The sequence below is a fragment of the Moritella sp. genome (assembly GCF_013215705.1).
In the GTDB taxonomy this organism is placed as follows: domain Bacteria; phylum Pseudomonadota; class Gammaproteobacteria; order Enterobacterales; family Moritellaceae; genus Moritella.
On record NZ_JABSQR010000008.1, the window covers coordinates 124,047 to 146,288 of the forward strand.

The 22,242-nt window shown below is 39.6% G+C and carries 25 protein-coding genes and 1 other annotated feature; of the genes, 2 read left to right on the plus strand and 23 right to left on the minus strand.

Translation table 11 applies throughout. The annotated features are described in order from the left end of the window. Positions 1 to 128 precede the first annotated feature (128 nt). On the plus strand, positions 129 to 776 hold the full coding sequence (locus HRT96_RS06410; protein ID WP_293153901.1) for a lysophospholipid acyltransferase family protein: 648 nt from the start codon (positions 129 to 131) through the stop codon (positions 774 to 776). A gap of 154 nt (positions 777 to 930) precedes the next feature. Here the strand turns inward: HRT96_RS06410 and hisIE are convergent, their stop codons facing one another. The 23 genes from hisIE to fdxA all read right to left on the minus strand — a co-directional run bounded on the left by hisIE (position 931) and on the right by fdxA (position 20,351). Next, on the minus strand, positions 931 to 1,545 hold the full coding sequence (gene hisIE, locus HRT96_RS06415; protein WP_293153904.1) for a bifunctional phosphoribosyl-AMP cyclohydrolase/phosphoribosyl-ATP diphosphatase HisIE: 615 nt from the start codon (positions 1,543 to 1,545) through the stop codon (positions 931 to 933). Beyond that, positions 1,542 to 2,315: an imidazole glycerol phosphate synthase subunit HisF gene (hisF, locus tag HRT96_RS06420; RefSeq protein ID WP_293153907.1), complete on the minus strand. Its 774-nt coding sequence runs from the start codon at positions 2,313 to 2,315 to the stop codon at positions 1,542 to 1,544. The genes hisIE and hisF overlap by 4 nt, the downstream gene beginning before the upstream one ends. A 1-nt stretch (position 2,316) precedes the next feature. Further along, positions 2,317 to 2,937 carry an imidazole glycerol phosphate synthase subunit HisH gene (gene hisH / locus HRT96_RS06425; protein ID WP_293153910.1) on the minus strand — a complete coding sequence of 207 codons (621 nt, stop codon included), beginning with the start codon at positions 2,935 to 2,937 and terminating at the stop codon, positions 2,317 to 2,319. Beyond that, positions 2,937 to 4,010, minus strand: coding sequence for a bifunctional histidinol-phosphatase/imidazoleglycerol-phosphate dehydratase HisB (gene hisB / locus HRT96_RS06430; RefSeq protein WP_293153913.1), 1,074 nt, complete (start codon positions 4,008 to 4,010; stop codon positions 2,937 to 2,939). Before hisB ends, hisH begins: the two co-directional genes overlap by 1 nt. Positions 4,011 to 4,048: 38 nt before the next feature. Continuing rightward, a complete protein-coding gene (hisC, locus tag HRT96_RS06435) occupies positions 4,049 to 5,116 on the minus strand; it encodes a histidinol-phosphate transaminase (RefSeq protein ID WP_293153916.1) in 1,068 nt (355 codons plus the stop codon). Next, on the minus strand, positions 5,113 to 6,408 hold the full coding sequence (gene hisD, locus HRT96_RS06440) for a histidinol dehydrogenase (protein WP_293153919.1): 1,296 nt from the start codon (positions 6,406 to 6,408) through the stop codon (positions 5,113 to 5,115). Before hisD ends, hisC begins: the two co-directional genes overlap by 4 nt. Positions 6,409 to 6,447: 39 nt before the next feature. Further along, the gene (gene hisG / locus HRT96_RS06445; protein ID WP_293131986.1) at positions 6,448 to 7,359 is read right to left on the minus strand and encodes an ATP phosphoribosyltransferase; all 912 of its coding nucleotides are present in this window, start codon (positions 7,357 to 7,359) and stop codon (positions 6,448 to 6,450) included. Between the two features lie 37 nt (positions 7,360 to 7,396). Beyond that, positions 7,397 to 7,515, minus strand: a sequence feature (His leader region). Between the two features lie 168 nt (positions 7,516 to 7,683). Next, entirely contained in the window at positions 7,684 to 8,682 is a 999-nt protein-coding gene (locus HRT96_RS06450; protein ID WP_293153922.1) for a tetratricopeptide repeat protein, read from the minus strand. Further along, on the minus strand, positions 8,679 to 9,656 hold the full coding sequence (locus HRT96_RS06455; protein ID WP_293153925.1) for a type II secretion system F family protein: 978 nt from the start codon (positions 9,654 to 9,656) through the stop codon (positions 8,679 to 8,681). The genes HRT96_RS06450 and HRT96_RS06455 overlap by 4 nt, the downstream gene beginning before the upstream one ends. A gap of 2 nt (positions 9,657 to 9,658) precedes the next feature. Next, the gene (locus HRT96_RS06460) at positions 9,659 to 10,627 is read right to left on the minus strand and encodes a type II secretion system F family protein (protein WP_293153928.1); all 969 of its coding nucleotides are present in this window, start codon (positions 10,625 to 10,627) and stop codon (positions 9,659 to 9,661) included. Between the two features lie 11 nt (positions 10,628 to 10,638). Then, complete coding sequence (locus HRT96_RS06465; protein WP_293153931.1) at positions 10,639 to 11,964, minus strand: CpaF family protein; 1,326 nt, start codon at positions 11,962 to 11,964, stop codon at positions 10,639 to 10,641. Next, the gene (locus tag HRT96_RS06470) at positions 11,964 to 13,190 is read right to left on the minus strand and encodes a hypothetical protein (protein WP_293153934.1); all 1,227 of its coding nucleotides are present in this window, start codon (positions 13,188 to 13,190) and stop codon (positions 11,964 to 11,966) included. Before HRT96_RS06470 ends, HRT96_RS06465 begins: the two co-directional genes overlap by 1 nt. Before the next feature lie 39 nt (positions 13,191 to 13,229). Continuing rightward, positions 13,230 to 13,718 (minus strand): TadE family protein, encoded by a 489-nt coding sequence (locus HRT96_RS06475; RefSeq protein ID WP_293153937.1) that lies wholly within the window; start codon positions 13,716 to 13,718, stop codon positions 13,230 to 13,232. After that, the gene (locus HRT96_RS06480) at positions 13,718 to 14,194 is read right to left on the minus strand and encodes a TadE/TadG family type IV pilus assembly protein (protein ID WP_293153940.1); all 477 of its coding nucleotides are present in this window, start codon (positions 14,192 to 14,194) and stop codon (positions 13,718 to 13,720) included. The genes HRT96_RS06475 and HRT96_RS06480 overlap by 1 nt, the downstream gene beginning before the upstream one ends. A gap of 8 nt (positions 14,195 to 14,202) precedes the next feature. After that, positions 14,203 to 15,558: a Tad domain-containing protein gene (locus HRT96_RS06485; protein WP_293153943.1), complete on the minus strand. Its 1,356-nt coding sequence runs from the start codon at positions 15,556 to 15,558 to the stop codon at positions 14,203 to 14,205. Between the two features lie 15 nt (positions 15,559 to 15,573). Continuing rightward, the gene (locus HRT96_RS06490) at positions 15,574 to 15,816 is read right to left on the minus strand and encodes a hypothetical protein (RefSeq protein ID WP_293153946.1); all 243 of its coding nucleotides are present in this window, start codon (positions 15,814 to 15,816) and stop codon (positions 15,574 to 15,576) included. Positions 15,817 to 15,866: 50 nt separating this feature from the next. After that, positions 15,867 to 17,336: a type II and III secretion system protein family protein gene (locus tag HRT96_RS06495; RefSeq protein WP_293153949.1), complete on the minus strand. Its 1,470-nt coding sequence runs from the start codon at positions 17,334 to 17,336 to the stop codon at positions 15,867 to 15,869. A gap of 27 nt (positions 17,337 to 17,363) precedes the next feature. Then, entirely contained in the window at positions 17,364 to 18,158 is a 795-nt protein-coding gene (gene cpaB, locus HRT96_RS06500; protein WP_293153952.1) for a Flp pilus assembly protein CpaB, read from the minus strand. A 151-nt stretch (positions 18,159 to 18,309) separates the two neighbouring features. After that, positions 18,310 to 18,531, minus strand: a complete 222-nt coding sequence (locus HRT96_RS06505) for a hypothetical protein (protein WP_293153955.1) — start codon at positions 18,529 to 18,531, stop codon at positions 18,310 to 18,312. Between the two features lie 40 nt (positions 18,532 to 18,571). Continuing rightward, a complete protein-coding gene (locus HRT96_RS06510) occupies positions 18,572 to 19,162 on the minus strand; it encodes a prepilin peptidase (RefSeq protein ID WP_293153958.1) in 591 nt (196 codons plus the stop codon). A 30-nt stretch (positions 19,163 to 19,192) separates the two neighbouring features. Beyond that, the gene (locus HRT96_RS06515) at positions 19,193 to 19,402 is read right to left on the minus strand and encodes a Flp family type IVb pilin (protein WP_293153961.1); all 210 of its coding nucleotides are present in this window, start codon (positions 19,400 to 19,402) and stop codon (positions 19,193 to 19,195) included. Positions 19,403 to 19,694: 292 nt separating this feature from the next. Further along, a complete protein-coding gene (locus tag HRT96_RS06520) occupies positions 19,695 to 19,976 on the minus strand; it encodes a L,D-transpeptidase family protein (RefSeq protein ID WP_293153964.1) in 282 nt (93 codons plus the stop codon). 51 nt (positions 19,977 to 20,027) lie between these two features. Further along, positions 20,028 to 20,351, minus strand: coding sequence for a ferredoxin FdxA (gene fdxA, locus HRT96_RS06525; RefSeq protein WP_293153966.1), 324 nt, complete (start codon positions 20,349 to 20,351; stop codon positions 20,028 to 20,030). A 223-nt stretch (positions 20,352 to 20,574) separates the two neighbouring features. Between fdxA and HRT96_RS06530 the strand changes: the two genes are divergently transcribed. Continuing rightward, the gene (locus HRT96_RS06530) at positions 20,575 to 22,191 is read left to right on the plus strand and encodes an NAD(P)/FAD-dependent oxidoreductase (RefSeq protein WP_293153968.1); all 1,617 of its coding nucleotides are present in this window, start codon (positions 20,575 to 20,577) and stop codon (positions 22,189 to 22,191) included. Positions 22,192 to 22,242: the final 51 nt, after the last annotated feature.

Sequence of the window (22,242 nt, forward strand, 5' to 3'; positions counted from 1 at the left end):
AACTTAATTAAATAATAAAGCATTTTAAATTAGGTTAATTTACATAAGGTTAATATCTATATAGGTGAGCGGATATTAACCTGATTTTATGTGTATCAATTGTCTGTTTATAAATAGTGGATAAAATAATGACAATTAAGAATGAAACTGGAATATCAAGCATAAATAACAACGACACAAATGGTAAAGATATAAGTAAGGATAGTTCTCAGAATGAATTTTTTAGCAGGATCGCGAATAAAATTCTTGATTTAACCGGTTGGTATTGCGAACCGATCCCACATGAGTATAAAAAAGCGGTAATTGCCTATGCGCCGCATACTTCAAACTGGGATTTCCCATTGTTAATGAGTGCTCGATTTGCCAATAAGGTGAACGTGCAGTGGGCTGGTAAATCTGAAATGTTCCGTTGGCCATTTAGAAACGTATTGACCTTTTTAGGTGGTGTGCCGATTGAACGTTCAAAGTCGACCAATATGGTGCAGAGTGTTGTTAATATTTTTAATAGTCAAGAACGGTTTCTCTATGCGATGTCACCAGAGGGTACACGAAAATATCAAGATTTTTGGCGCTCAGGTTTTTATTACATAGCGTTAGAAGCAAATGTGCCGATTATTTTATATCAACTCGATTATAAGAATAAGCGAGTAACGATAGGTGATGTGATCAAGGTGACGGGTGATATTGAGAAAGATCTCGCGGCAATTGATATGGTATTTAAAGATGTAACACCGAAATTTAAAGAGAAATATTGTCTGGCCAAATTTAAGCGCTAATTGAAAATAACCTTGTCTGGTTCGTTTTTTACGGGAACCTTAAAAGTACTGTTTAAATGTACAGTTAAAACTCCGGGTTCGGAAAAACCTGAGTTTTAACTGATTTAGATCTAATAAGTAGCTGTTTGATACCTATTTAGTATCTGTTTTGACGCTATTTATGACGGTTTTCTAAACACTGAACAACTTCTGTTAGTGGCACATCTTCTTTTTGCAATAGCACGAGCAGGTGATACAGTAAATCAGCACTTTCATTCACTAATTCATCTCGGTCTTTTGCAACAGCAGCCAATGCAACTTCAACACCTTCTTCACCGACTTTTTGTGCACAGCGTTTAGTGCCTTGTGCAAATAAACTTGCTGTGTAGCTTTCTGCTGGGTCCGCTGTTTTACGTTGTTCTAATAGTTTATCTAGTTGTGCGATAAAAGTGAGGGCGGGTTTGTTTTCTGTTACGAAACAACTCTCGGTGCCGAGGTGGCATGTTGGACCACAAGGTTTAGCGGTGATAAGTAATGTGTCGTTATCACAATCTTTGGTGATCTCTTGCACTAACAGGTAGTTCTCTGAAGATTCCCCTTTTGTCCACAGACGTTGTTTAGTACGGCTAAAAAATGTCACCTTACCTAATTCACGTGTTGCCGTTAAAGCCTCTTCATTCATATAACCCAGCATCAATACTTCACCTGATATTGAGTCTTGAATGATTGCTGGCATTAAACCATCTACCTTTTTCCAATCAAGTTGGCTAATTTGTTCGTTTGTTATCATGTTCTGATCTCCACACCTTGATCTCGTAGGTATTCTTTTAGTTCACCAATATTGATGATTTGCTTATGAAATACACTTGCGGCTAATGCGCCATCAACGTCTGCATCTTTAAATACACTATCGAAATGCACCATTTCACCGGCACCGCCAGACGCGATCAATGGTATTTTACAGATCTTACGGGCTTTAGATAATTGCACCGTATCATAGCCGCCACGAACACCGTCTTGGTTCATCACGTTAAGTACGATTTCACCGGCACCGCGTTTTTGAACTTCTTTGATCCATTCAAAGGTTGTCCACTTGGTTACTTGGGTGCGAGTTTCATCACCGGTGAACTGATAAACTTTATACTCTTGGGTATTTTCATCAAAATAACTATCGATACCAATAACAATACATTGCACGCCAAATTTAGCAGCAAGACGGTTAATTAAACTTGGATCCGCCAATGCAGGGGAGTTGATTGATATTTTGTCAGCACCAAACTCTAGAATACGCGCTGCATCTTCTTCACTCTTAATACCACCAGCAACACAGAAAGGAATATCAATCACTTCTGCAACGCGACTTACCCAGCTTTTATCCACGACACGATCATCCGCACTGGCGGTAATATCATAAAATACTAATTCATCAGCGCCTTCTTCAGCGTAACGTTTAGCAAGTGGAACGATGTCACCAATCAATTCATGATTACGGAATTTAACCCCTTTGACGACCTTACCATCTTTAACATCTAAACACGGTATTATGCGTTTTGCTAACATATTACATCTCCAGGAAATTCTTGATTAATTGTGCACCCGCTTTACTTGAACGCTCTGGGTGGAATTGTACACCGTAGAAATTATCTCGATTCACGGCCGCAGTAAACGGTGCGCCGTGGGTACAGGTTGCAATCGTGTCGCTGCCAACGGCCAGCGCATAACTGTGTACAAAATAGAAATAACTGCCACTCGGAATATCCTTGAATAACGGATGATCTTGTTGTGGCTCTATTTGGTTCCAGCCCATATGAGGTAGCCGAACACCCTCACTTGGCATATGTTCGATACTGCCACTAATTAAGCCAAGTGTTGCCACATCATCTTCAGCCGAGAATTCAGCCAGTAACTGCATACCTAGACAAATCCCCAATACCGGCTGAGTGAGGCTTTTGACTAATTCAATCAGTTCGCGTTCGGCTAAGTTTTTCATAGCTTCTTGCGCAGTTCCAACACCGGGTAAGAATAATTTATCCGCGTTACGTAATACGTCTGCTTCGCGACTTACTGTTACCGTATAACCAAGGCGTTCTATAGCAAATCTTACCGATGACAGGTTGGCACAACCGGTATCAATAATGACAACCTTGCTATTTAATTTATCATTGCCACTTGCTTGATCCATTAAAGCACTCCTTTCGAGCTTGGTAGTACATCGCCTTCGACTTTAATGCATTGGCGCAGTGTCCGGCCAAATACCTTAAATAAACTCTCAACAAGGTGGTGGGTATTTTTACCTTCAACCTTAAGGTGCAGCGTCGCCGCCATGCCATCACTTAAAGAGTGGAAAAAATGTGGCACCATCTCGGTTGCAAACTCACCAATATGATCGCGAGGGAAGTCTGCATTAAATTTCAGGTAAGCGCGGCCAGATAGATCCAGAGAACAAGATGCTTCACATTCGTCCATCGGCAATACAAAACCGAAACGGCCAATTCCACGTTTGTCGCCTAATGCTTGCTTGATCGCATTACCTAACGCCAGTGCTGTATCTTCAACGGTATGGTGATCATCAATGTGTAGATCGCCAGTGACGCTCAGTTTTAGTTGAAAACCGCCATGTGTAGCAATTTGATCTAACATATGATCAAAGAATCCCATACCGGTATCAATAATGTTACCACCTTGGCTGTCGAGGTCGACATCGACTTGGATATTGGTTTCTTTCGTGGTGCGGGTGACACTCGCAACACGGTTACCTTTATTCAGTATTTGCTGTTCAATCATCGGCCAATTTAAGTTATCTCTATTATAGAAGATCCCTTCAATGCCCATGTTTTCGGCAAGTTGGATATCAGTGATACGATCACCAATCACATACGAGTTAGCAAAATCGATTCGACCAGAGTGTAAGTATTCTTTTACCATGCCTAAATGCGGTTTACGGCAATTGCAGTTATCTTCGGTAAAGTGTGGGCAGAGTAATACAGACTCGAATTTAACACCTTGTGAAGCAAATAACGCCATCATGGCATTTTGGGGGATATCAAAATCACTTTGTGGGTAGCTATCAGTCCCAAGCCCATCTTGATTAGAAACAATGACCAGTGTGTAACCCGCATTTTGTAATTTGAGTAACGCTGGGATCACGAATGGTTCAAACTTTAGCTTTTCTAAACTGTCGACTTGTTTATCGCTAATGGGCTCATCAATTAATGTACCATCACGATCAATAAATAAGAATTTTTCCTTGCTCACATCGGACTCCTGCTCGTTTATTTTTTAAGACTCTTTATTTAAGAGAGTACGGACTTTAAAGCGGCTAATGTAGTGTTCATTTCAGCCGCGCTGCCTAAGGTGATTCGAATACAGTTTTCTAATCTTACTTTGGAATTAAAATCTCTTAATACAATACCTTGTTCGCCTAATAAGCTAAACACTTTTTGGTCTGCGTTAAATTGTACTAATACATAATTACCCGTTGCAGGGAATACTTTGTTGATGCCCTGTAATTGATTTAACTCGTCGATAAATGCACTGCGCATACCGTTAAGTTGTTTTACCCGCGCTTGCATCACCGCGATACCAGATTCTGTTAACGCTTGACTGGCAATTTGTGCAACCGGCTCTGGTACAGGATAAGGTGCAATCACTTTTGACATTAAACCAATAACGGTTTCACTGGCTAATGCAAAACCACAGCGCAATGATGCTAACGCAAATGCTTTTGATAGCGTTCTTAAAATGACCAGGTTATCAAAATCTTGTAATAGCTGTACTTGTGATGCTTCGGGGCAAAATTCGATATAAGCTTCATCACATACGATAAGGGCTTTATCTGTCGCTGCGATCAATAAATCCGTTAATTTATCAGTATTGAGTAGATTACCGGTTGGATTATTTGGCGCACATAAGAATACAATGTTCACTGTGTCTAACTGTGCTTTAATCGCAGCATAATCAGGGTCGAAGTTCGCATCTAGATCTTGCTTTATGATACTAACACCACAGGTTTCAGCACTGATTTCATACATACCGTAAGTCGGTGGGTTAATGAGAATACTATCTTCACCCGGCTCACAGAAAGTACGTATCAGCAGTTCAATCGCTTCATCAGCACCACGAGTGGTGATAACTTGTGCTGGTTTTACACCGGCATAATCGGCATAACCATTGATCACAGATGCCGGTTGAAACTCTGGATAGCGGTTTAAGCGACTGCAGTCCAATGAATAGTGCCCTGAATCAGGAGCTTCATTGGCATTTAACCAAATGTCACCTGTACCACCGATTCTACGCGCTGATTGATATGGCGTTAGCTCTTGTACGCTCTTTCTTGCGAGTGTTGTTAACTTGTTGCTCATAGCATTGCCTCCAAACGATCGATTCTGATTGTGACGGCACGTTTGTGTGCGTCGAGTCCTTCTGCATCAGCCAGACAAGTGACCGTCTTCGCCAAGCTCTTGAGACCATCTTGGGTTAACTCCTGAACAGTAAAGCGTTTGGTAAAATCAGCAAGCCCTAAGCTTGAATAGGTTTTAGTGTAACCATAGGTTGGTAATACATGGTTGGTGCCACTTGCATAATCACCGACAGATTCTGGAGACCAAGCACCTAAGAAAATTGAACCTGCATGTTTTAGTTTCGGCAACAAACCACGTGCATTTTCAGTCTGAACAATTAAATGCTCTGGAGCATAGAGGTTACTAATTGCAATCGATGTGTCTATATCATCGGTCACAATGATTAAACTTGATGCAATAGACTGTACCGCTATGTCCTGTCGAGATAAACACGCTAATTGTAGTTCAACTTCTTGAGACACTTCTGCCGCTAGTTTGGCCGATGATACAACCAGTATTGATTGTGAATCTGGTCCGTGTTCAGCTTGCGAAAGTAAGTCGGCGGCAATAAAACCAGCGTCAGCGTCAGCATCGGCAATCACCAATACTTCGGATGGACCAGCGGGCATATCAATCGCAGCACCTTTAATATCCATGCTTACTTGGCGTTTAGCTTCTGTTACAAAGGCATTACCAGGGCCGAATATTTTATCTACTTTGTTGATCGATTCAGAGCCATAAGCGAGAGCGGCGATTGCTTGTGCGCCGCCCAGCGTATAAATTTCGGTTACACCACATAATTGCGCAGCATACAAAATTACATCGGCTATCGGCGGTGGTGTTGTTAATACAATACGTTCACAGTTTGCAATGTTAGCCGGTGTCGCAAGCATGAGTACAGTTGATGGTAGTGGGGCTGTGCCGCCGGGGATATATAAACCAACAGCATCAAGCGCAACCGTGTGCATTTCGCACACCACACCAGGCATCGTTTCTACACGAATCGTATCTTGTACTTGCGCTTCATGAAAAAGATGAATGTGTTGTTGTGCTTGTTTGATCGCTTGTTTGGTTTCATTGTCTACGCGTTGGCTTGCGGCTTCAATTGCAGCCGCCGTCACACGTAAACAATCCGTCTCAACTTTATCAAACTTTGCGGTGAGTGCTTTTAAAGCGTTATCACCTTCATTTCTCACTTGAGCAATAATATCGGTAACAATGTCACCTATTTTTGCTGAGTTTGATATGGCAGGGCGCATTAATAATGCGGATTGTTCTGCCTGACTAAGTTGATCCCATACTACTGTTTTCATGCTTGATCCTCCCTTAACATTGCTTGTGCATGTTTGCTACTAACCGAGCATTTTCTCAATTGGTAATACTAAAATTGAACTTGCGCCTAACTGTTTAAGTTCTTCCATTGTTTCCCAGAATAACTTCTCAGTACTAACCAAGTGTACCGCAACCATATCGTCAGTTGATGCAAGTGGTAATACCGTTGGGTGTTCTGCACCTGGAAGCAGCGCAATGACAGCATCTAGTTGTGATTTTGGTGCGTGTAGCATGATGTATTTACTTTCTTTCGCTTGTATTACACCTTGAGCGCGAACCATCAGGCGATCAACTAACGCTTGTTTATCTTCAGATAATGGCGCTTTTGCTTGGATTAACACGGCTTTTGAGTGGAAGATATCTTGCACTTCTTTAAGACCATTCGCTTCAAGTGTTGCACCTGTTGATACCAGATCACAAATTGCATCAGCAATACCAGCGCGAGGGGCAACTTCAACAGAACCATTAAGCATCACTGATTTAAAGTTTATACCTTGTTCGTCTAAATAACGTTTTAGCAATTCAGGGTATGACGTTGCAATACGTAGACCTTCAAGTGATTGAGGGCCTTGGTAGTCAAATTCTTCAGTTGTTGCAATTGATAAACGGCAGCTACCAAAAGTCATACGCTTAAGCCTTTTATATTCAGCGGGTTCGCCAAGACGTTTACGCTCTAATTCTTTTTCTTCTAATTCGTTTTCACCAATGAAGCCAAGGTCAACAACGCCGTCCATGATTAAACCGGGGATATCGTCGTCACGTACACGCAGTAGATCAATTGGCATGTTTTCACAGTGCGCGATCAGACGTTGTTCGCGCATGTTAATTTTAAGACCCATTGCTTTAAGCAGGTTTTGAGATTCAGTGCTAAGACGGCCTGATTTTTGAATTGCGATTCTTAGTCTTGGTTGGTCATTTTTAATTTCTAACATTGTCATCCTTTAACCTTGTCAAAATAATTGTCTATAAACGAAAAAACCCCCGAAAGATAAATCTTCCGAGGGTTTTCTAAATGAGTTCCGGAAGCTTGCGTGCATACACCTCCAGTCAACAGCCTGAAAGCTAATCAAATATGATGATGGTGATGCACGTTTACTTTCAGAGTGTTATTCATAAGTTTTTTCCAGTTAGTATAATGTTACTAATAAGTTTGGTTGAGTTCACAATAGCAACCTAGGATAAAATTGCAATGATTTTTAACTATTATTTACACAATATTTATATCAAAACCTAAACGCTATCGAAACTAAGGATCATTATTTATCTGAATAAGCTAAATCGATATCTTTATTTAAATGAAGTTTAAGGTTTTCAAGGTTGATATTGGCTTTCACAAAATAACTTGGCGAGAGTTCTATTGCGCGTTCAAGAAAGTATTCGGCTTCACGATAGCGACCTTCTAATATTAGAAAGTAACCGATATCATTATACGCATGTTCTGTTGGCATAACCTGCTTTAAGGTTTGTAATGCTCTTGAGTACATCCCCTTACGGACATAAACTAAACCTAAATCTACCCAAGCTTTAGAAAATCGGATATCGATGTCGATGGCTTTTTTAAAATTTATTTCAGCTTCAACGTAATTTCCAGACAGATAATGAGAATATCCAATATTAGTGAATAGAATTGGGTCTTGTGGTGTTATCGGTAATATTAAGTTTAACAATGCGCGTGCTTGTTTGTGAGCGCCTTTAAGATCATGAATGATAGCGAGCCCCATGTAAGCTTGTAGTGGTGATTGTTCATCAAGCTTCACATAGCCCTTTACAGGTTTGACTTGATTAGTAAGGCGTTGTTGATCTGTGGTTATCGCTTTTGTTAATAGTACTAACGCATCTTGTTTGTTTTTTTGAGCTAAATATATAACACCAAGCTGTGTTTGCGCTAAAACATGTGCTGGTTCATCTTTAAGTACTTGTCCAAATGCTTTTCTGGCCAGCTCTGTATTGCCCTGTTTAACTTCAAGTAAACCAATTTTATAAAATAACGCTGTATTGGTCATACTGATTGCTGGATTGTCGTCATCATTAGGTTGTAACTTTAATGCTTTGGCATAGAGCACGATGGCTTTGTCATATTGGCTATTTTGTTCAGCGGAAATAGCCTGTGATAGCGTTGTTTCTCTTGAGTCCGGCGGGACGTCTGAAAAATTGAGCTGGCTGCCACCTGTTGTGGTAGTCGTGCAACCAACTAAAAAAGTAAACCCTATAATGGCAGATAACCAATTTTTGATTCGATCTGATTTTATAATCAAAATGCATCTCCCCAAACACTCATCACTTTTAGTACTGCAGGTCCGATTGCGACAATAAAGAAGGAAGGCCAAATACAACACATCATAGGGAAAATCATTTTTACGCCTAATTTAGCTGCGTTCTCTTCTGCAGCTTGCAGCCTTTTTTCACGGTATTCATCTGCATATATACGGATCGTCGCAGCTACACCAGTACCCAGTCTTAAGCTTTGAACAATGACGGAGTTAAGCCCTCTAATATCGTCCAGACCGGTCCTGTCGCTAAATTCTTTCAAAGCTTGTTGCAATGTTAGGCCATATCTAACTTTACTGCAGACGAGGTTGAGCTCATAAGAGAGATAAGGGTGGGCAAGTTTCAATTCTTTTGCAACACGTTGAAATGACTCAAGTAAACCTAGCCCTGATTCACAGCACACGATAAGTAAATCAAGCGCATCAGGAAAATAACGTTTTAAATCAGCCATTCTACGCTTGGCTATTTTTTGTAAAATAATAGCTGGTAAAAGATAAGCTGTACCCAGTACAAACCACATTATATAGACAATCGTGGATGTTGAATAAGTTGAAATTTGATTGATTAATAAAGGGACTAGCGCGCCACTGATTAAGAGTAATAATAACTTAATTGAATTGAATATTTTTAAAGCGTCTTGAGTGTGAAAGCCTGCGTGAATCAGCAATTTTTTAGTGGATGAGTCCCCTTGGTAACGTTTGTTGATAAAAGGGATATTGTTTAATTTATCAATCGTATGTTCTAGTGATGACTCGTATTCTTTAGCTAAGTCGTCGGGTTGTGTCGATTCTTTAGATAGTTTATTTAATTGTTTTTTAACTGGGGAATAAAGTCCCGATACTAATGACGAAAGAGCTATCGCTAGCATTATTCCTGCGATACCTGCAATCAGATAAATAGCCCATTTAACCATGACAGGGTCGGTAAACGTTGCTTCAAAAAGCTGTATAATTTGATTCATGATTATACCTCAATCTTAATTATTTTAATAATCCACCATATACCAAGCAGCATGCCGATCCCGCCCCATTTTAGTAAATTTAAACCCTCTGGAGTATTAATTAGAATGCTTGTGTAATCTGGGGATGAAATATAAAGCACTGCAAACAAAACGAAAGGTGTTAAGACGAGTACCCAACCTGACAGTCGTCCTTCAGCTGATAATGTTTTGACACGGCGTTTGAAGGTAAACCTTTGTCTAATTATTTTCGACAGATTATCTATATTTTCTGCAAGATTACCCCCGGTCTCTTTATGGATAGACACTGAACTGCAAAAGGCCATTGCGGACGTGCTCGGTACGCGCTTAACAAAATTAAGCAGGGCTGTATGAACATCGTTACCGAAATTAATGCGATTAAACATAAGCTTAAATTCATCAGATAGTTCTCCCTCAAGTTCTTCATAAACAAGTTTAATTGAATCACTAAAAGCATAACCCGCTTGCAGTCCGCGTTTAAGTATGTCTAATGCTTCAGGGAATTGTTGCTCAATCATTTCCATGCGCTTATTTATATTCCGGTTCAATATTAAGTGCATAATGGTAAACATAGTGATGACACAAAACACTGTAAAAATCATATCCAGACTGATAAACCATGCTGTTATTGCTACGATAAGCGATAAGACAAGAGTCAGTATCAGATATTGATGACCTAACATTTTTGATCCGGAAAGTTCCATCTTGTAGGTGTAATTGTAAACTAACGGTAATGATTCAATCCACTGTAAGAAAGGGGATAGAGATTCTACTTTTTTATTGATTAAAATCTCAGCTTGGGCTTCTTCATCGCAATCTGCTAGTGATGCTAGATGTTTACGTATATGTTTGGAATTAGCTCGTTGTGGACTATATACGGAGATGAAAAAACCTTGAAATAACAATACTACCGCTGCAAATACTAAGAGTAAAAAAATGACTTGAGAACTCATAAATTAACCACTTAAAATCCGTTGGACAGCATATCGACAGTGAATAGGCTGTGAGGTATGTCAATACCTTTATTTTTGAGTTTACGCGCAAAGGTGGGGACAACGCCTGTAGCTGCATATCTTCCCTTAATGCTGCCATCATCATTTTTTCCTTCGCGTCGGAAAGTGAAAATTTCAGACATAGTGATCATTTCACCTTCCATTCCGGTGACCTCTTGGATGCTGGTGATACGTCGCTTGCCATCTTCTTGTCGCTGTAATTGTACTACCACATCAATGGCCGATGATATTTGAGTTCTGATGTTATGTACTGGCATATCAAACCCTGCCATGCATACCATATTCTCTAATCGTCCTAAGCCATCTCGTGGTGTGTTAGCGTGCAGTGTTGTCATTGAGCCTTCGTGACCCGTATTCATCGCAGCTAACATGTCTATAGCTTCACTGCCACGTACTTCTCCGATAATAATTCGGTCGGGACGCATCCGTAAACAGTTTTTTACCAACTCACGTTGGGTTACTTCACCTTTACCTTCGATATTCGCAGGTCTTGTTTCTAACCTAACCGTATGTGGCTGTTGTAGCTGTAATTCAGCTGAATCTTCAATGGTAATAATTCGCTCATTATCGGGTATGTACCCGGATAAAATATTCAATAGTGTGGTTTTACCACTACCCGTACCGCCAGAAATCAAAATATTTAATTTACCTAATACAGCTGCTTGGATGAGATCTGCCATCGGTTGAGTCATCGAACCATAGTCGATAAGTTGCTGTATCTGTAGCTTATCAACAGTAAAACGACGAATTGATAATGCAGGGCCATCAAGCGCAAGCGGGGGGATGATGGCATTGATACGGCTACCATCTTTGAGTCTGGCGTCGACCATTGGCGATGACTCATCGATTCTTCTGCCTACCCCGGATACGATGCGGTCGATGATATTTAACAAATGTTTATCATCATAAAATTGAACTGATACTTGTTCTAATTTACCATTGCGCTCGACAAATATTCGGTCGTAACTGTTGACTAGAATATCTGCGATTGTCGGATCTTCGAGTAAAGTCTCAAGCGGACCGAGTCCTAATATTTCATCGGTGATTAATTTAATTAACACTTTCCTAACATCGAGACTAATTGGTCTGGTTTGTTTATTCAGAAATTGATAGCAAGAGTTAGCTATTTTCTCTTTGGCAACCTCTGGGGGTAAGGTTTCTAGCACCGAGAGATCAAGTTGAGTTAACAGTTGACCAAATATTTCTTGTTTGGTCTCCATATCGCTAGCTGTTAACATACTAAAGGGGTCATTCGTTTGGTTGTTGACAAATTCCATTATAGTCTCCGAAATATTCTAGTTAATAAGGTTATTTTCACAGGACTCTCAATTGAGAATAACTCCCCGATAATATGTGATACCTCATCTTGTATTACTTTATGATCAGCTACTTTTAATAATGGTGAGCCTGAATCGATACCCGCATTGGCAAGTTGATAATTGTTGCTTACTACATATAGGCTATCGATGCCCAAGACTTTTTTTATATCGGTGAGTGATATATTACTATTTTTAGCCGAATATCGATTAACGATGACATGTAACTTATGTGTATCTATACCTAGGTTCTGGGTTAATTGTTGAATCATTACTTTTGCTTCGCGAAGACTGAGTATGCTTTGCTGTACCACAATCAGAACTTTAGATGATAAATTCAATAATGGGATGGTGAAATGCTCAATACCACGTGATAAGTCAACTAATACAAGGTCGTGATTCAACTTTACTTTCCAAACTAGTTGATCTAAACATTGTAAAATTTGTGGGTTGGTGTTGAGCTGAGTATAAGGTTTACTGGCTAACAGGCTCAGGTTATCTCTTTTTAGCATCATTGATTTAATGGCTGTATTATCTAATTTATCTACTTCATTTAGCGCATCGGTTAAATAATAATTCGCATCAAAATTAAACGTGTCAGCAAGTGAACCATAATTTAGATCTGCGTCTATAATAGCAATCTCTTGGTTCGATAAATGGGCACTAATCTCACCTAAGCAACTGGTGATAAAGCTGGCACCTGATCCTGGTTTACCGTTGATGATGGTATATAGCGGGGCTATTTTACGGGCTTGCATTAACTCATTAGCGGATGTTAGTAATGAGTTAATCAATTCTTTTTCTACATCCTGTACAGAAATAATGTCTTTTACTTTGAATTGCACAGCTGTTCGAATAAGCTCATTTTTAATGTTGTCTGCAACTAGGATGAAATTAATATTATGTTTCGCAATTTCTTTAATGTCATTTATAGTCTTATGGTTATCACTATCTAGTACGAAGATAACCAAATTATGATTGTTTAAGTTACTTTCCAATGTGGTGCAATAACCTACTTTTAAGTTTGTAACTGAAGCTAAATACGTGGACAAATTCTGGCGTAGTGTCGAGTTAGGGCAAACGACTAAACAATTTAGTGGAAAAGGCAATGTTTGTGCATCTCGATCTATCGGGACGGAGTGACTTTCACTAAATCCAATTATATTATTTGAATTTTGGTTGTTCATTTATGATTCCTTACCAATAAATAGTTACTAGTCTTATCATTATGTTGGTGTACATAAAGTTGTCGTATTGGGTGTCACGCCTAAACTCTCACTTGGTAACGTAGTTGAAAATGTAGGTGAATTTAATGTTAGAAATAATCCCGGTATTAATAATTGGTGCTGATAATTTATGATATCTACTTTGACAAAATGAATGAAATTAGCGTCAACAGAGCTTAGTACTTGAGTCCCGTCATCCATTAGGTATTGAATTTGTAAATTTGCTGCCGAAAGGTTCGGAATGATGGGTTGGTCATTGAATAGTGAAGTCGAGATCATGTCATCAAAAGCGACAATGTTTGTGGTATCAAAATAGCAAACCGTAGCCAATCTAGCGCCACGTCGTGTGACTTCCGTTAGTACATTCCAGGTGAAAAATAGTCTACCAATTTCTAACACGGCAAATAAAAGTAAGAAAAATAAACTACCAGCTATAGCAAACTCCACAGCATATACACCCTGTTGTTTACTGTGATTGTAGTTAATCATTAGAACGCCCTCATTGTATAGGTTGATATTAGTGGGAAACTCATATCAATATCAATATCATTACCTAAGCCAAAGGTAGTGAACATGTCTGAAAATAAAGGTTGCCAAGGATAAGAAACACTAATAGTGACAAATTTACCGGATAAACTTAAGTCTATGGTACTAGACGTTAAGTTTGGTAGTAGAGGCGTTACTGAGCCTGGGCCACCATATTTTATATATGTCGTCACTTTAGTTGCTACGTCCGGTCTTATTTTATATACACCAGTGCCAAGTTTGGTATTACCTGCTAAATAGCGGGATGCGTTTCGTACTGTTTTATTAAGGGCATTATATTGATACAGTAACCGACCGAATTCGGCAGTCGCAAAAATTATTAATAAGAGAAAAGGTAGGATTATCGTAAGTTCAATCGCGGCAAAACCTTGTTCTTTACTATGTTTTGCACCGCCTGTTTTGATTGTGGTTCGTAACATAACGCCTCCTAAGAATCAGAGCTTCCTGGTACATGAAATAATACAATTTTATATGGACCATCATTATCCACTGGAGTTATAGAGGGTGTTCCACTATCAGTACAGTTTCCGCCACTATTAATGAACTCACCCACGACATAGGAAGTTGGTCCTGAACTACCCACTTTTTGGGTCATAAAAAAACAACCAATATCAAGGAAGTCAAGATCGTTCGCGCCATTTGTTGTACCGTTACAATCTGCGATAACAACCTGTAAAATACGGCGGTCTGATCTGGCCACTTGCGACCCAGCACTCAGTTCTGCAATGATATTACCGCCTGATATCGGGTTAATGGCATCGCATGAAGTGTTCGCGTCGTTTAGATATTGGGCTTCATCGTTATCGTAGTCATTAAATGTATATGATTTAGCGGCAGCACCTGCTTCAAGAGCGTCACCATTTGAATCAAGTTCGATCGTCGCGCCTTCACATATATTGGTATCTCTTAGGTGCTCGGTCGAATTAACGGGTCCATACCATTCTCCCATTCTGGTATTCAGTCCTTGTGCAACTGGCCCTACTGTATTACCTGGTTCTGTTGGTACCGATTGATTGCTTATTCCGGGCGTGAAACAGACTGTGCCAAGATTTGTGTCACCAGCCATTGCCGCACGGATGTCTGCGGCCCCGGTATTGGAACCAAGACGAAGTAACTGAAAATTTCCGGGACCGATTGGAGAGTTTGAATTTGAACCAATTTTCATCAAATTTAGACTATATTCTTTTAAACCATACTCATTTGTCAGCGCATCTGCGTTAGCGTTCGCTAAGTCAGCACAAACGACCATAGGGACTAAGTCTTGATAACAATTACTTATATCAGAGCTAGGACCCGACAGTGCTGTCGCTGAAACTTGTTTATTAAAACTGAACACATCAGCGAGAAAGTTATCTAGATCTAACTGTGATAAAGATACTTTCACATACTTTGCGCTTTCATTATTATCTTGAATAAACGGATCTGGTAATTGTGAAAATTCTACGTTTAACTGCGCTGTCATTTGATCGAGACTATTATTCACACTTGAAAAGTCGATTGCACTTGCTAACTCATGGTGATCGTTATGCGTTATGTTTAATTGGATCAAGGCGACGACTGCAGCCCTAGCTTGCTCATGAGTTGCACCTTCATCTAACTCTGTAGCAGCATGCAAAGCTGCAGCATCGACTAAATTTTGTAATTTCCCTTTGTTTAGTAATAAATGGCCGCCGTCTAGCGCTAATGAAGCCATGCCAATAAGAGCAAATAAGGCTACTGTAAACACAATGAGAACGTTACCGTTTTGTTTATTTCTTAAGGTGTTGTTTGAGTTGATACCCATAATGTAGCCTTTCAATTACTGTGAAATATCACGCGCAGATTTAGCGTCATAAGCACTATCATGATATGAAGAGATAACTTTTTGGCCATACTTACCTTCAAGAGTATTGGTTATGCCATCATTTTTTGCAGGGGCATTGGGATCAAGAATTTGTATGTCTTTAAAATATAGCGTTGATGCTGATAATTCGTAATTAGGCTCTTGCACGCAACCGAATAAGAATTGGCTACAGAGCAGTATTAAACTTATATATTTCATCATGATCCCTTAATTCAATTGCTTGCTATAAATGTATTATCAATACTTAGCTAATTGAGAGTATGGCCATACTGTTGCTCCGTGCCACCCGAATTTGGCACAATACTTGCGGGCGTATCTGAAGTATCATTAGGTTTTTTGGTATCAGAGCCTTTCTCTTGCTGTGTCATTTTACCGAGTAAGTAAAACTCCATATCAGACACGGGCACAAAGCCATCGGTAGGTAATATCATGCCATCTTTGTTAAAGGGTCTGACTAAGCGAGGTGTCACCATAATAACCAGTTCTGTTTGACCACTTATATACTCTTGGCTTGTGAATAACTGGCCTAAAATCGGAATGTTACCTAAACCTGGGAATTTAGTGATAGATTCACGAAGGTTATCACTTAGCAAGCCACCAATAACGATAGTTTGGCCATCTCCGAGTTCAACCGTGGTTGCGGTAGATCTTTTGATTAAAGAGGGGATGATAGTTGATGTGTTGGAGTCTGATGCTGAGATCATCACACTATTGACGCTACTGAGTTCACTGACAAGTACCTTAAGATTTAGGTTGATTTTACCAGAATCAAGTACTGTTGGTACAAAACTGACACCCACACCAAAATCTCGATATTCGATTATAACGCCATCATCAGTTGAAACCGGCACTGGATACTCACCACCAGATAAAAACTCAGCAGACTGGCCACTCAGTGCCGTTAAATTGGGTTCTGCAAGTATTTTCGTTAACCCTTTACTTTTTGCTACGTCAAAAGCAACGCTAAACAACATATCACCAGTGAGATAGCGAGCAAAAATATTAGTATCTATTGTGCCTAAAATATTAGTCGGCACATTACCAGTCCCTGTCCCTATACCAGCAAATCCATCTGAACCGAATGCACCCAGAACGGTGTTACCATCCAAATTGCGACCTATATCTGTACTAACTTCCGCAACCGTGACTTCTAACATGACCTGTTGACCACCGCCGACAGACATCATATTAACGACAGTACTGTTACTTTTGTCCACGTTAGCTGCTGTTGCATAACCTTGGGCAATTTCTACGGCAGTATTCATTTTCACTAATGATGAGACCTGCCCACTGACCACCAATTGACCTTGTGAGGTTTCTACGCCAATGTCTTCATTTGGTAAGTATTTGTATAGACGTTTTCTAAGACTATTTAAGTCATGGGTTACCTCTAGATTTTGCACGTGAACTAGGTTGTCGTCTTTATCCCATACCATCATGTTCGTGGTGCCTAATCTTTTACCGACTATATACAGCTCGCGACTGCGTAGAATTAGGATATCAGCAATATCAGAATTACCTACGGATACGCGATGGATCGCTTTATCCATTTGTAACGTTTTAGATTTGAAAATAGGAATTCTAACACTATCATCATCTAATGCAGTTGGTCCGCCAGCGAACGCTGTACTCACTAAAATTAAATTGGAGATGAAAATTAAAACAACTAATGACCATTGCTTAGACTCATATTTATAAAAATGGGAGTTTATATTCATATGTATCACCTATTTATAGTCGAATAACTAAATTTTAAGTTGGACAGATTCTTGGGTTGTTCCACGGATTATTTCGACTTTATGTTTTCTAATTTGACGCGGTTTAAACACAGGTGGCGCTATTTCAACAATATCATCGGTGGTCACTTCTTTATTGCTTGCAAAATCGACAGCGTGGCTGTCTGTTGGATTGCGTAGTGCTAGCTGTAACCGTCCTTTATTACGGGCCGTCATCAATATTTCAGCTTGTTCTAGGTTAACTTCGACGGTGATAGCTCTTACAAGTTGAGGCTTGTTTTCATTTATTGCTGCGCGTTGATCAATGGCTAATATCTTAATATTATGTAGAATTACTTCTGTCTTTACGTAACCTCCGCTACCGGATACCGTATTTAAAATATCTATTCTGTTACCTGGTAATAAGAAACCAGCCACACCGACAACATCATCAACACGGATAGATACAGCGCGCATATTTTCTGAAATAAGGCTTGCTAGTGTACTGCCTTCACCTTTGATGAGCAGTCTTTCTAATCGGATGATGTCATCTATATAAATAGTCTCTTTCGCTATCATGCCGTAGATTTCATTTGGTTCAGCGACAGTATTATCAGCTGACATAGACTCGGGCAAAACTTTCAATTTAATATGTTTGGATTCAATGATCGTACCTACGGGAATAATCATAGTGGAAAAGGCTATATAAACTTGGTTTTCTGGAGCCGCCACTTTATTGGTTTCTAACCAGTTTTGTGCGATTAAAATAGCGCCAACCCCAAACATAATCGAGATTGTAACTGAAATTACGGTTTTTTTATTCATGTTACCTACCTCTAATATTATTCGTTCTGACTAACAAAGTAGTGCTTCCATGTGATATCTATTAAGTTGTTTTCGACTTGGTTTTGGAGTTCATTCAATTTAACTTGATCAGTAATGATACTGAGTAGACAATGTCTCAGCGGGTGTGTCATCAGAAAGCATTAGATCTGAAAAGTATGTGCTTAATAAGTAATTGTGTCAGGAGTTGAGCGGATAAGCCTGTTTCGGTAATCGTTGTCGGGCGTTTAGCAAGGTGTTCATAAGTAAAATTAGTTTTTTCTTGTTCTAAAACGATTCCAGGTAAGGGGGTATTGTCATCAGTGGATAATGTTGGTTGATTTTGTTGCTGCCCATTTACCGATTGGTCCGTCATAATCATGTCCGTTCCTATTTATATTAAAGTTATAGGAGAATTATATGAGATTAAGAGATGTGCTAATTTCATTAATAATGACTTCTATCGTCCACATCAAATCGTCAATGTCATGGTTAACATAAGTAGCTAACATCCAACCAAGCATCAATGCGGGTGCGTAGGGCACATTAACCCTTCCTGCATCTCCTTTTTCGGGTTTAAAATATGTACGTAAATATAAGCAATCGATATAACGATAAATCATCATTTTTAAACCACGCCAACCTACCGCTTTGGTTGCAATTAATATACTTGTAAATGCGCCAAAGATAACGCCGTAAGCAATCGACCACGTTAGGACTAAGGGACCAGCCAACGTGCCAATACCTATTATTAATTTGACATCTCCAGCACCTAGGATTTTGAAATAATAAGCTGGGATTAACAATAAGGTGGCAAGACCTGCTCCAGATAATGCTTCAAGTAGACCATCCCAACTATGAAAATAGCTGTTAACTGTTATGCCTAGTAAGAAAGTTAATAAGCACAACAGATTAGGGATACGTTGATAACGAAGGTCAAAGTATAAAGCCACACTTAAGCTAAATAATGTGATCACTACCGATGTTAACAACGCATATTCCGTCATATTATTCCCCTAGACTAAAATAGCGTTTGATTACGGAACAACAGGTGCACAACCAGCCCCAACGGCACCACCGACGGCATCAGCTAAACAATCAATTCGCACTACGGCAGCATCACCCAAGTCAGAGAACGCTGTAACCATTGCGCCAACGACTAATCCGCCGGCAATGGCATACTCCACTGCAGTAAGACCACTTTCATCTTTTATAAAATCATGGATAAATACTGATAATTTATTCATTTTATTACTCCAGCTACATTGCTTTTAATCCACAAACATAAATTAATGCATTGATTTTATTAGCTTTACTTCTTTGTATACCACGCTTGAGAAGCATATAGATAAAACTAGAGCACTAACTGATTATTGGCTAATGTTTCTTGTGTATATTTATGAATTGTGCTTGTGTTCGATGATTTGTCCTTATTATATAAGTCGTTACGCCAATTGATGTCCCCTAAGTTATCAATCCAGGCTGTTTGATAAGTGATAAAAACGGGCAATAATTGTTGTAGTCTCAGGTGGTTTATACCTAACGGATACAACCGTGACTCAATGCTCTATTGTGATGTTTAAACAGATATTTAGTTGGCGTGTCATGTAAAAATATAGCGTTGTTATTTTTAAGGTGGTTCTCTTGGTATAACGTATTTAAATCGTAACCTTTGGCTCGATAAAAATTAAGACTTTTTAAAGCGGTGTGATTTTTGTTATGTAACGGCAGCAGGTCGTTGTTAATAATATTACGAGTAGGTGTCCATGTAGGATTGAGGGAGACGGGGTAAGGAAAGCCATCGCCAGCTGAACACTCCACTTCGGAGTGCTTTTCATTAATATAAACGGTTTAAGATTAGAGCGGTGAGGGCTAACGCTCTAATAAAGACAGTTTATTTTCTACACCATCCCAGTCGTCGGCATCTGCTGGTGGCTCGCATTTTTCGGTAATAATAGGCCATTGTTCAGAGAGCTCTTCATTTATTTCAATAAATACCTGTTGATCTTCTGGCACTTCATCTTCTTGGTAAATGGCATCGACAGGGCATTCTGGCACGCACAGTCCACAATCAATACAGGCTATAGGATTGATGACGAGGAAGTTTGGTCCTTCATGAAAGGCATCGGCAGGGCATACAGGGACGCAATCACCATGTTTACATTTAATACAGTTTTCGGTTACGACAAAAGCCATGATGCTTGTTCCTCAATTTTCAAAGTGCAGGCATTATACGTAAGCACGACCTAAAAGCAATTAACATCCTAGGTAGATTGAAAAAGAGGCATGAAAAACAAGCTAGTTTCAAATAATAAAATGCATATCTCTTCATAATAACGTAAAATACTCGCCCTAAGATTTTAGTTTTCTGGCTAGTGCTCTAACAGCGCGATGCACTTTGATATTTGGATAATTTTCTATGTTACGTTTAACCGATGTAAAACTTCCGTTAGATCATGATGATCAAGCTATTAATGAATATATTTTACAGAGATTGTCACTGCAACCTGAACAATTGAGTGAATATACTGTTTTTCGTCGTGGTTATGATGCACGTAAACGAGATGTGATTATCTTAATGTATACATTAGATATTACGTTGGCTGATAGCGTAGATGAGCAAACGCTTCTGGCTAAGTTTGAAAAAGATCAGCATGTTCGAATGACGCCTGATATGGAATACAAATTTGTTGCTGAAAAAACAGAAGAACTAGAGCATCGTCCTGTTGTGATTGGCTTTGGTCCATGTGGTTTATTTACAGCGTTAATCCTTGCGCAAATGGGATTAAAACCAATTGTTCTCGAACGTGGTAAAGAAGTGCGTGAAAGAACAAAAGATACATTCGGATTTTGGCGTAAACGTGTTTTAAATCCAGAATCAAATGTTCAATTTGGTGAAGGTGGCGCGGGTACATTCTCTGACGGTAAATTGTATAGCCAAGTAAAAGATCCAAAATTTCATGCGCGTAAGATTTTAACTGAATTTGTTAAAGCGGGCGCGCCTGAAGAGATCATGTTCTTAAGTAAGCCACATATTGGCACATTTAAGCTGGTTACTATGATTGAGCGTATGCGTAAAGATATCATTGCGCTTGGCGGTGAAATTCGTTTTAGTGCCCGTGTTGATGATATTTTAATTGAAAATGGTCAAGTTACCGGTGTTGAACTTGCTGGTGGCGAAATTATTGAAACAAATCATATTTCTCTGGCTATTGGTCACAGTGCGCGTGATACATTTGAAATGCTACAAAAACGTGGCGTTTACCTAGAGGCTAAGCCTTTCTCAATTGGTTTCCGTATTGAACATAAACAGTCAGCCATTGATGACGCGCGTTTTGGTAAAAATGCCGGTAACCCACTACTTGGTTCTGCGGATTATAAACTTGTTCATCATTGTAAGAATGGTCGTTCGGTTTATAGCTTCTGTATGTGTCCCGGCGGTACTGTTGTTGCGGCAGCGTCAGAAGAAGGTTGTTTGGTAACAAATGGCATGAGCCAATACTCGCGTAATGAAATGAATGCGAACAGCGCTATTGTTGTTGGTATTACGCCAGAAGATTTCCCAGGTAACCCATTAGCGGGTATTGATTTACAACGTAAATGGGAACAGAACGCTTTCGTTATTGGTGGTAGTAACTACGATGCTCCTGGACAAACAGTAGGCGATTTCCTTACTGGTCGTGGTGAAGGTGAATTTGGTGATGTTGTGCCATCATATAAGCCAGGACTTAAGTTTACTGACTTAAGCAAAACGCTTCCTCCTTTTGCGATTGCTGCTATCCGTGAAGCGATACCGGCTTTTGAAAAGAAAATTAAAGGTTTCTCTGCCAAAGATGCAACACTAACGGGTGTTGAAACGCGTACATCATCGCCTGTAAGCATTAAACGTGGTCGTGATTTCCAAAGTATCAACACGAAAGGGTTATACCCTGCCGGTGAAGGTGCAGGTTATGCTGGTGGCATTTTATCTGCTGGTATTGATGGTATTAAAGTGGCAGAAGCAATGGCACTTTCTATGCTTGGAAAAGAAACTTAGTTCTTTTAAATCAAGTGTTGTTAGTGTTTAGCTAATGAGTTGATTAAACAT

Coding starts and splice junctions, on each gene's coding strand:
- hisD (WP_293153919.1), bottom strand. CDS start 6,408: ATGAAAACAGTAGTATGGGATCAACTTAGTCAGGCAGAACAATCCGCA.
- HRT96_RS06485 (WP_293153943.1), bottom strand. CDS start 15,558: ATGGGTATCAACTCAAACAACACCTTAAGAAATAAACAAAACGGTAAC.
- HRT96_RS06530 (WP_293153968.1), top strand. CDS start 20,575: ATGTTACGTTTAACCGATGTAAAACTTCCGTTAGATCATGATGATCAA.
- hisC (WP_293153916.1), bottom strand. CDS start 5,116: ATGAGCAACAAGTTAACAACACTCGCAAGAAAGAGCGTACAAGAGCTA.
- cpaB (WP_293153952.1), bottom strand. CDS start 18,158: ATGAATAAAAAAACCGTAATTTCAGTTACAATCTCGATTATGTTTGGG.
- HRT96_RS06455 (WP_293153925.1), bottom strand. CDS start 9,656: ATGAATCAAATTATACAGCTTTTTGAAGCAACGTTTACCGACCCTGTC.
- HRT96_RS06470 (WP_293153934.1), bottom strand. CDS start 13,190: ATGAACAACCAAAATTCAAATAATATAATTGGATTTAGTGAAAGTCAC.
- HRT96_RS06505 (WP_293153955.1), bottom strand. CDS start 18,531: ATGACGGACCAATCGGTAAATGGGCAGCAACAAAATCAACCAACATTA.
- HRT96_RS06515 (WP_293153961.1), bottom strand. CDS start 19,402: ATGAATAAATTATCAGTATTTATCCATGATTTTATAAAAGATGAAAGT.
- HRT96_RS06460 (WP_293153928.1), bottom strand. CDS start 10,627: ATGAGTTCTCAAGTCATTTTTTTACTCTTAGTATTTGCAGCGGTAGTA.
- hisH (WP_293153910.1), bottom strand. CDS start 2,937: ATGGATCAAGCAAGTGGCAATGATAAATTAAATAGCAAGGTTGTCATT.
- HRT96_RS06475 (WP_293153937.1), bottom strand. CDS start 13,718: ATGATTAACTACAATCACAGTAAACAACAGGGTGTATATGCTGTGGAG.
- hisG (WP_293131986.1), bottom strand. CDS start 7,359: ATGTTAGAAATTAAAAATGACCAACCAAGACTAAGAATCGCAATTCAA.
- hisF (WP_293153907.1), bottom strand. CDS start 2,315: ATGTTAGCAAAACGCATAATACCGTGTTTAGATGTTAAAGATGGTAAG.
- HRT96_RS06410 (WP_293153901.1), top strand. CDS start 129: ATGACAATTAAGAATGAAACTGGAATATCAAGCATAAATAACAACGAC.
- HRT96_RS06495 (WP_293153949.1), bottom strand. CDS start 17,336: ATGAATATAAACTCCCATTTTTATAAATATGAGTCTAAGCAATGGTCA.
- HRT96_RS06465 (WP_293153931.1), bottom strand. CDS start 11,964: ATGGAATTTGTCAACAACCAAACGAATGACCCCTTTAGTATGTTAACA.
- fdxA (WP_293153966.1), bottom strand. CDS start 20,351: ATGGCTTTTGTCGTAACCGAAAACTGTATTAAATGTAAACATGGTGAT.
- HRT96_RS06490 (WP_293153946.1), bottom strand. CDS start 15,816: ATGAAATATATAAGTTTAATACTGCTCTGTAGCCAATTCTTATTCGGT.
- hisIE (WP_293153904.1), bottom strand. CDS start 1,545: ATGATAACAAACGAACAAATTAGCCAACTTGATTGGAAAAAGGTAGAT.
- HRT96_RS06480 (WP_293153940.1), bottom strand. CDS start 14,194: ATGTTACGAACCACAATCAAAACAGGCGGTGCAAAACATAGTAAAGAA.
- HRT96_RS06510 (WP_293153958.1), bottom strand. CDS start 19,162: ATGACGGAATATGCGTTGTTAACATCGGTAGTGATCACATTATTTAGC.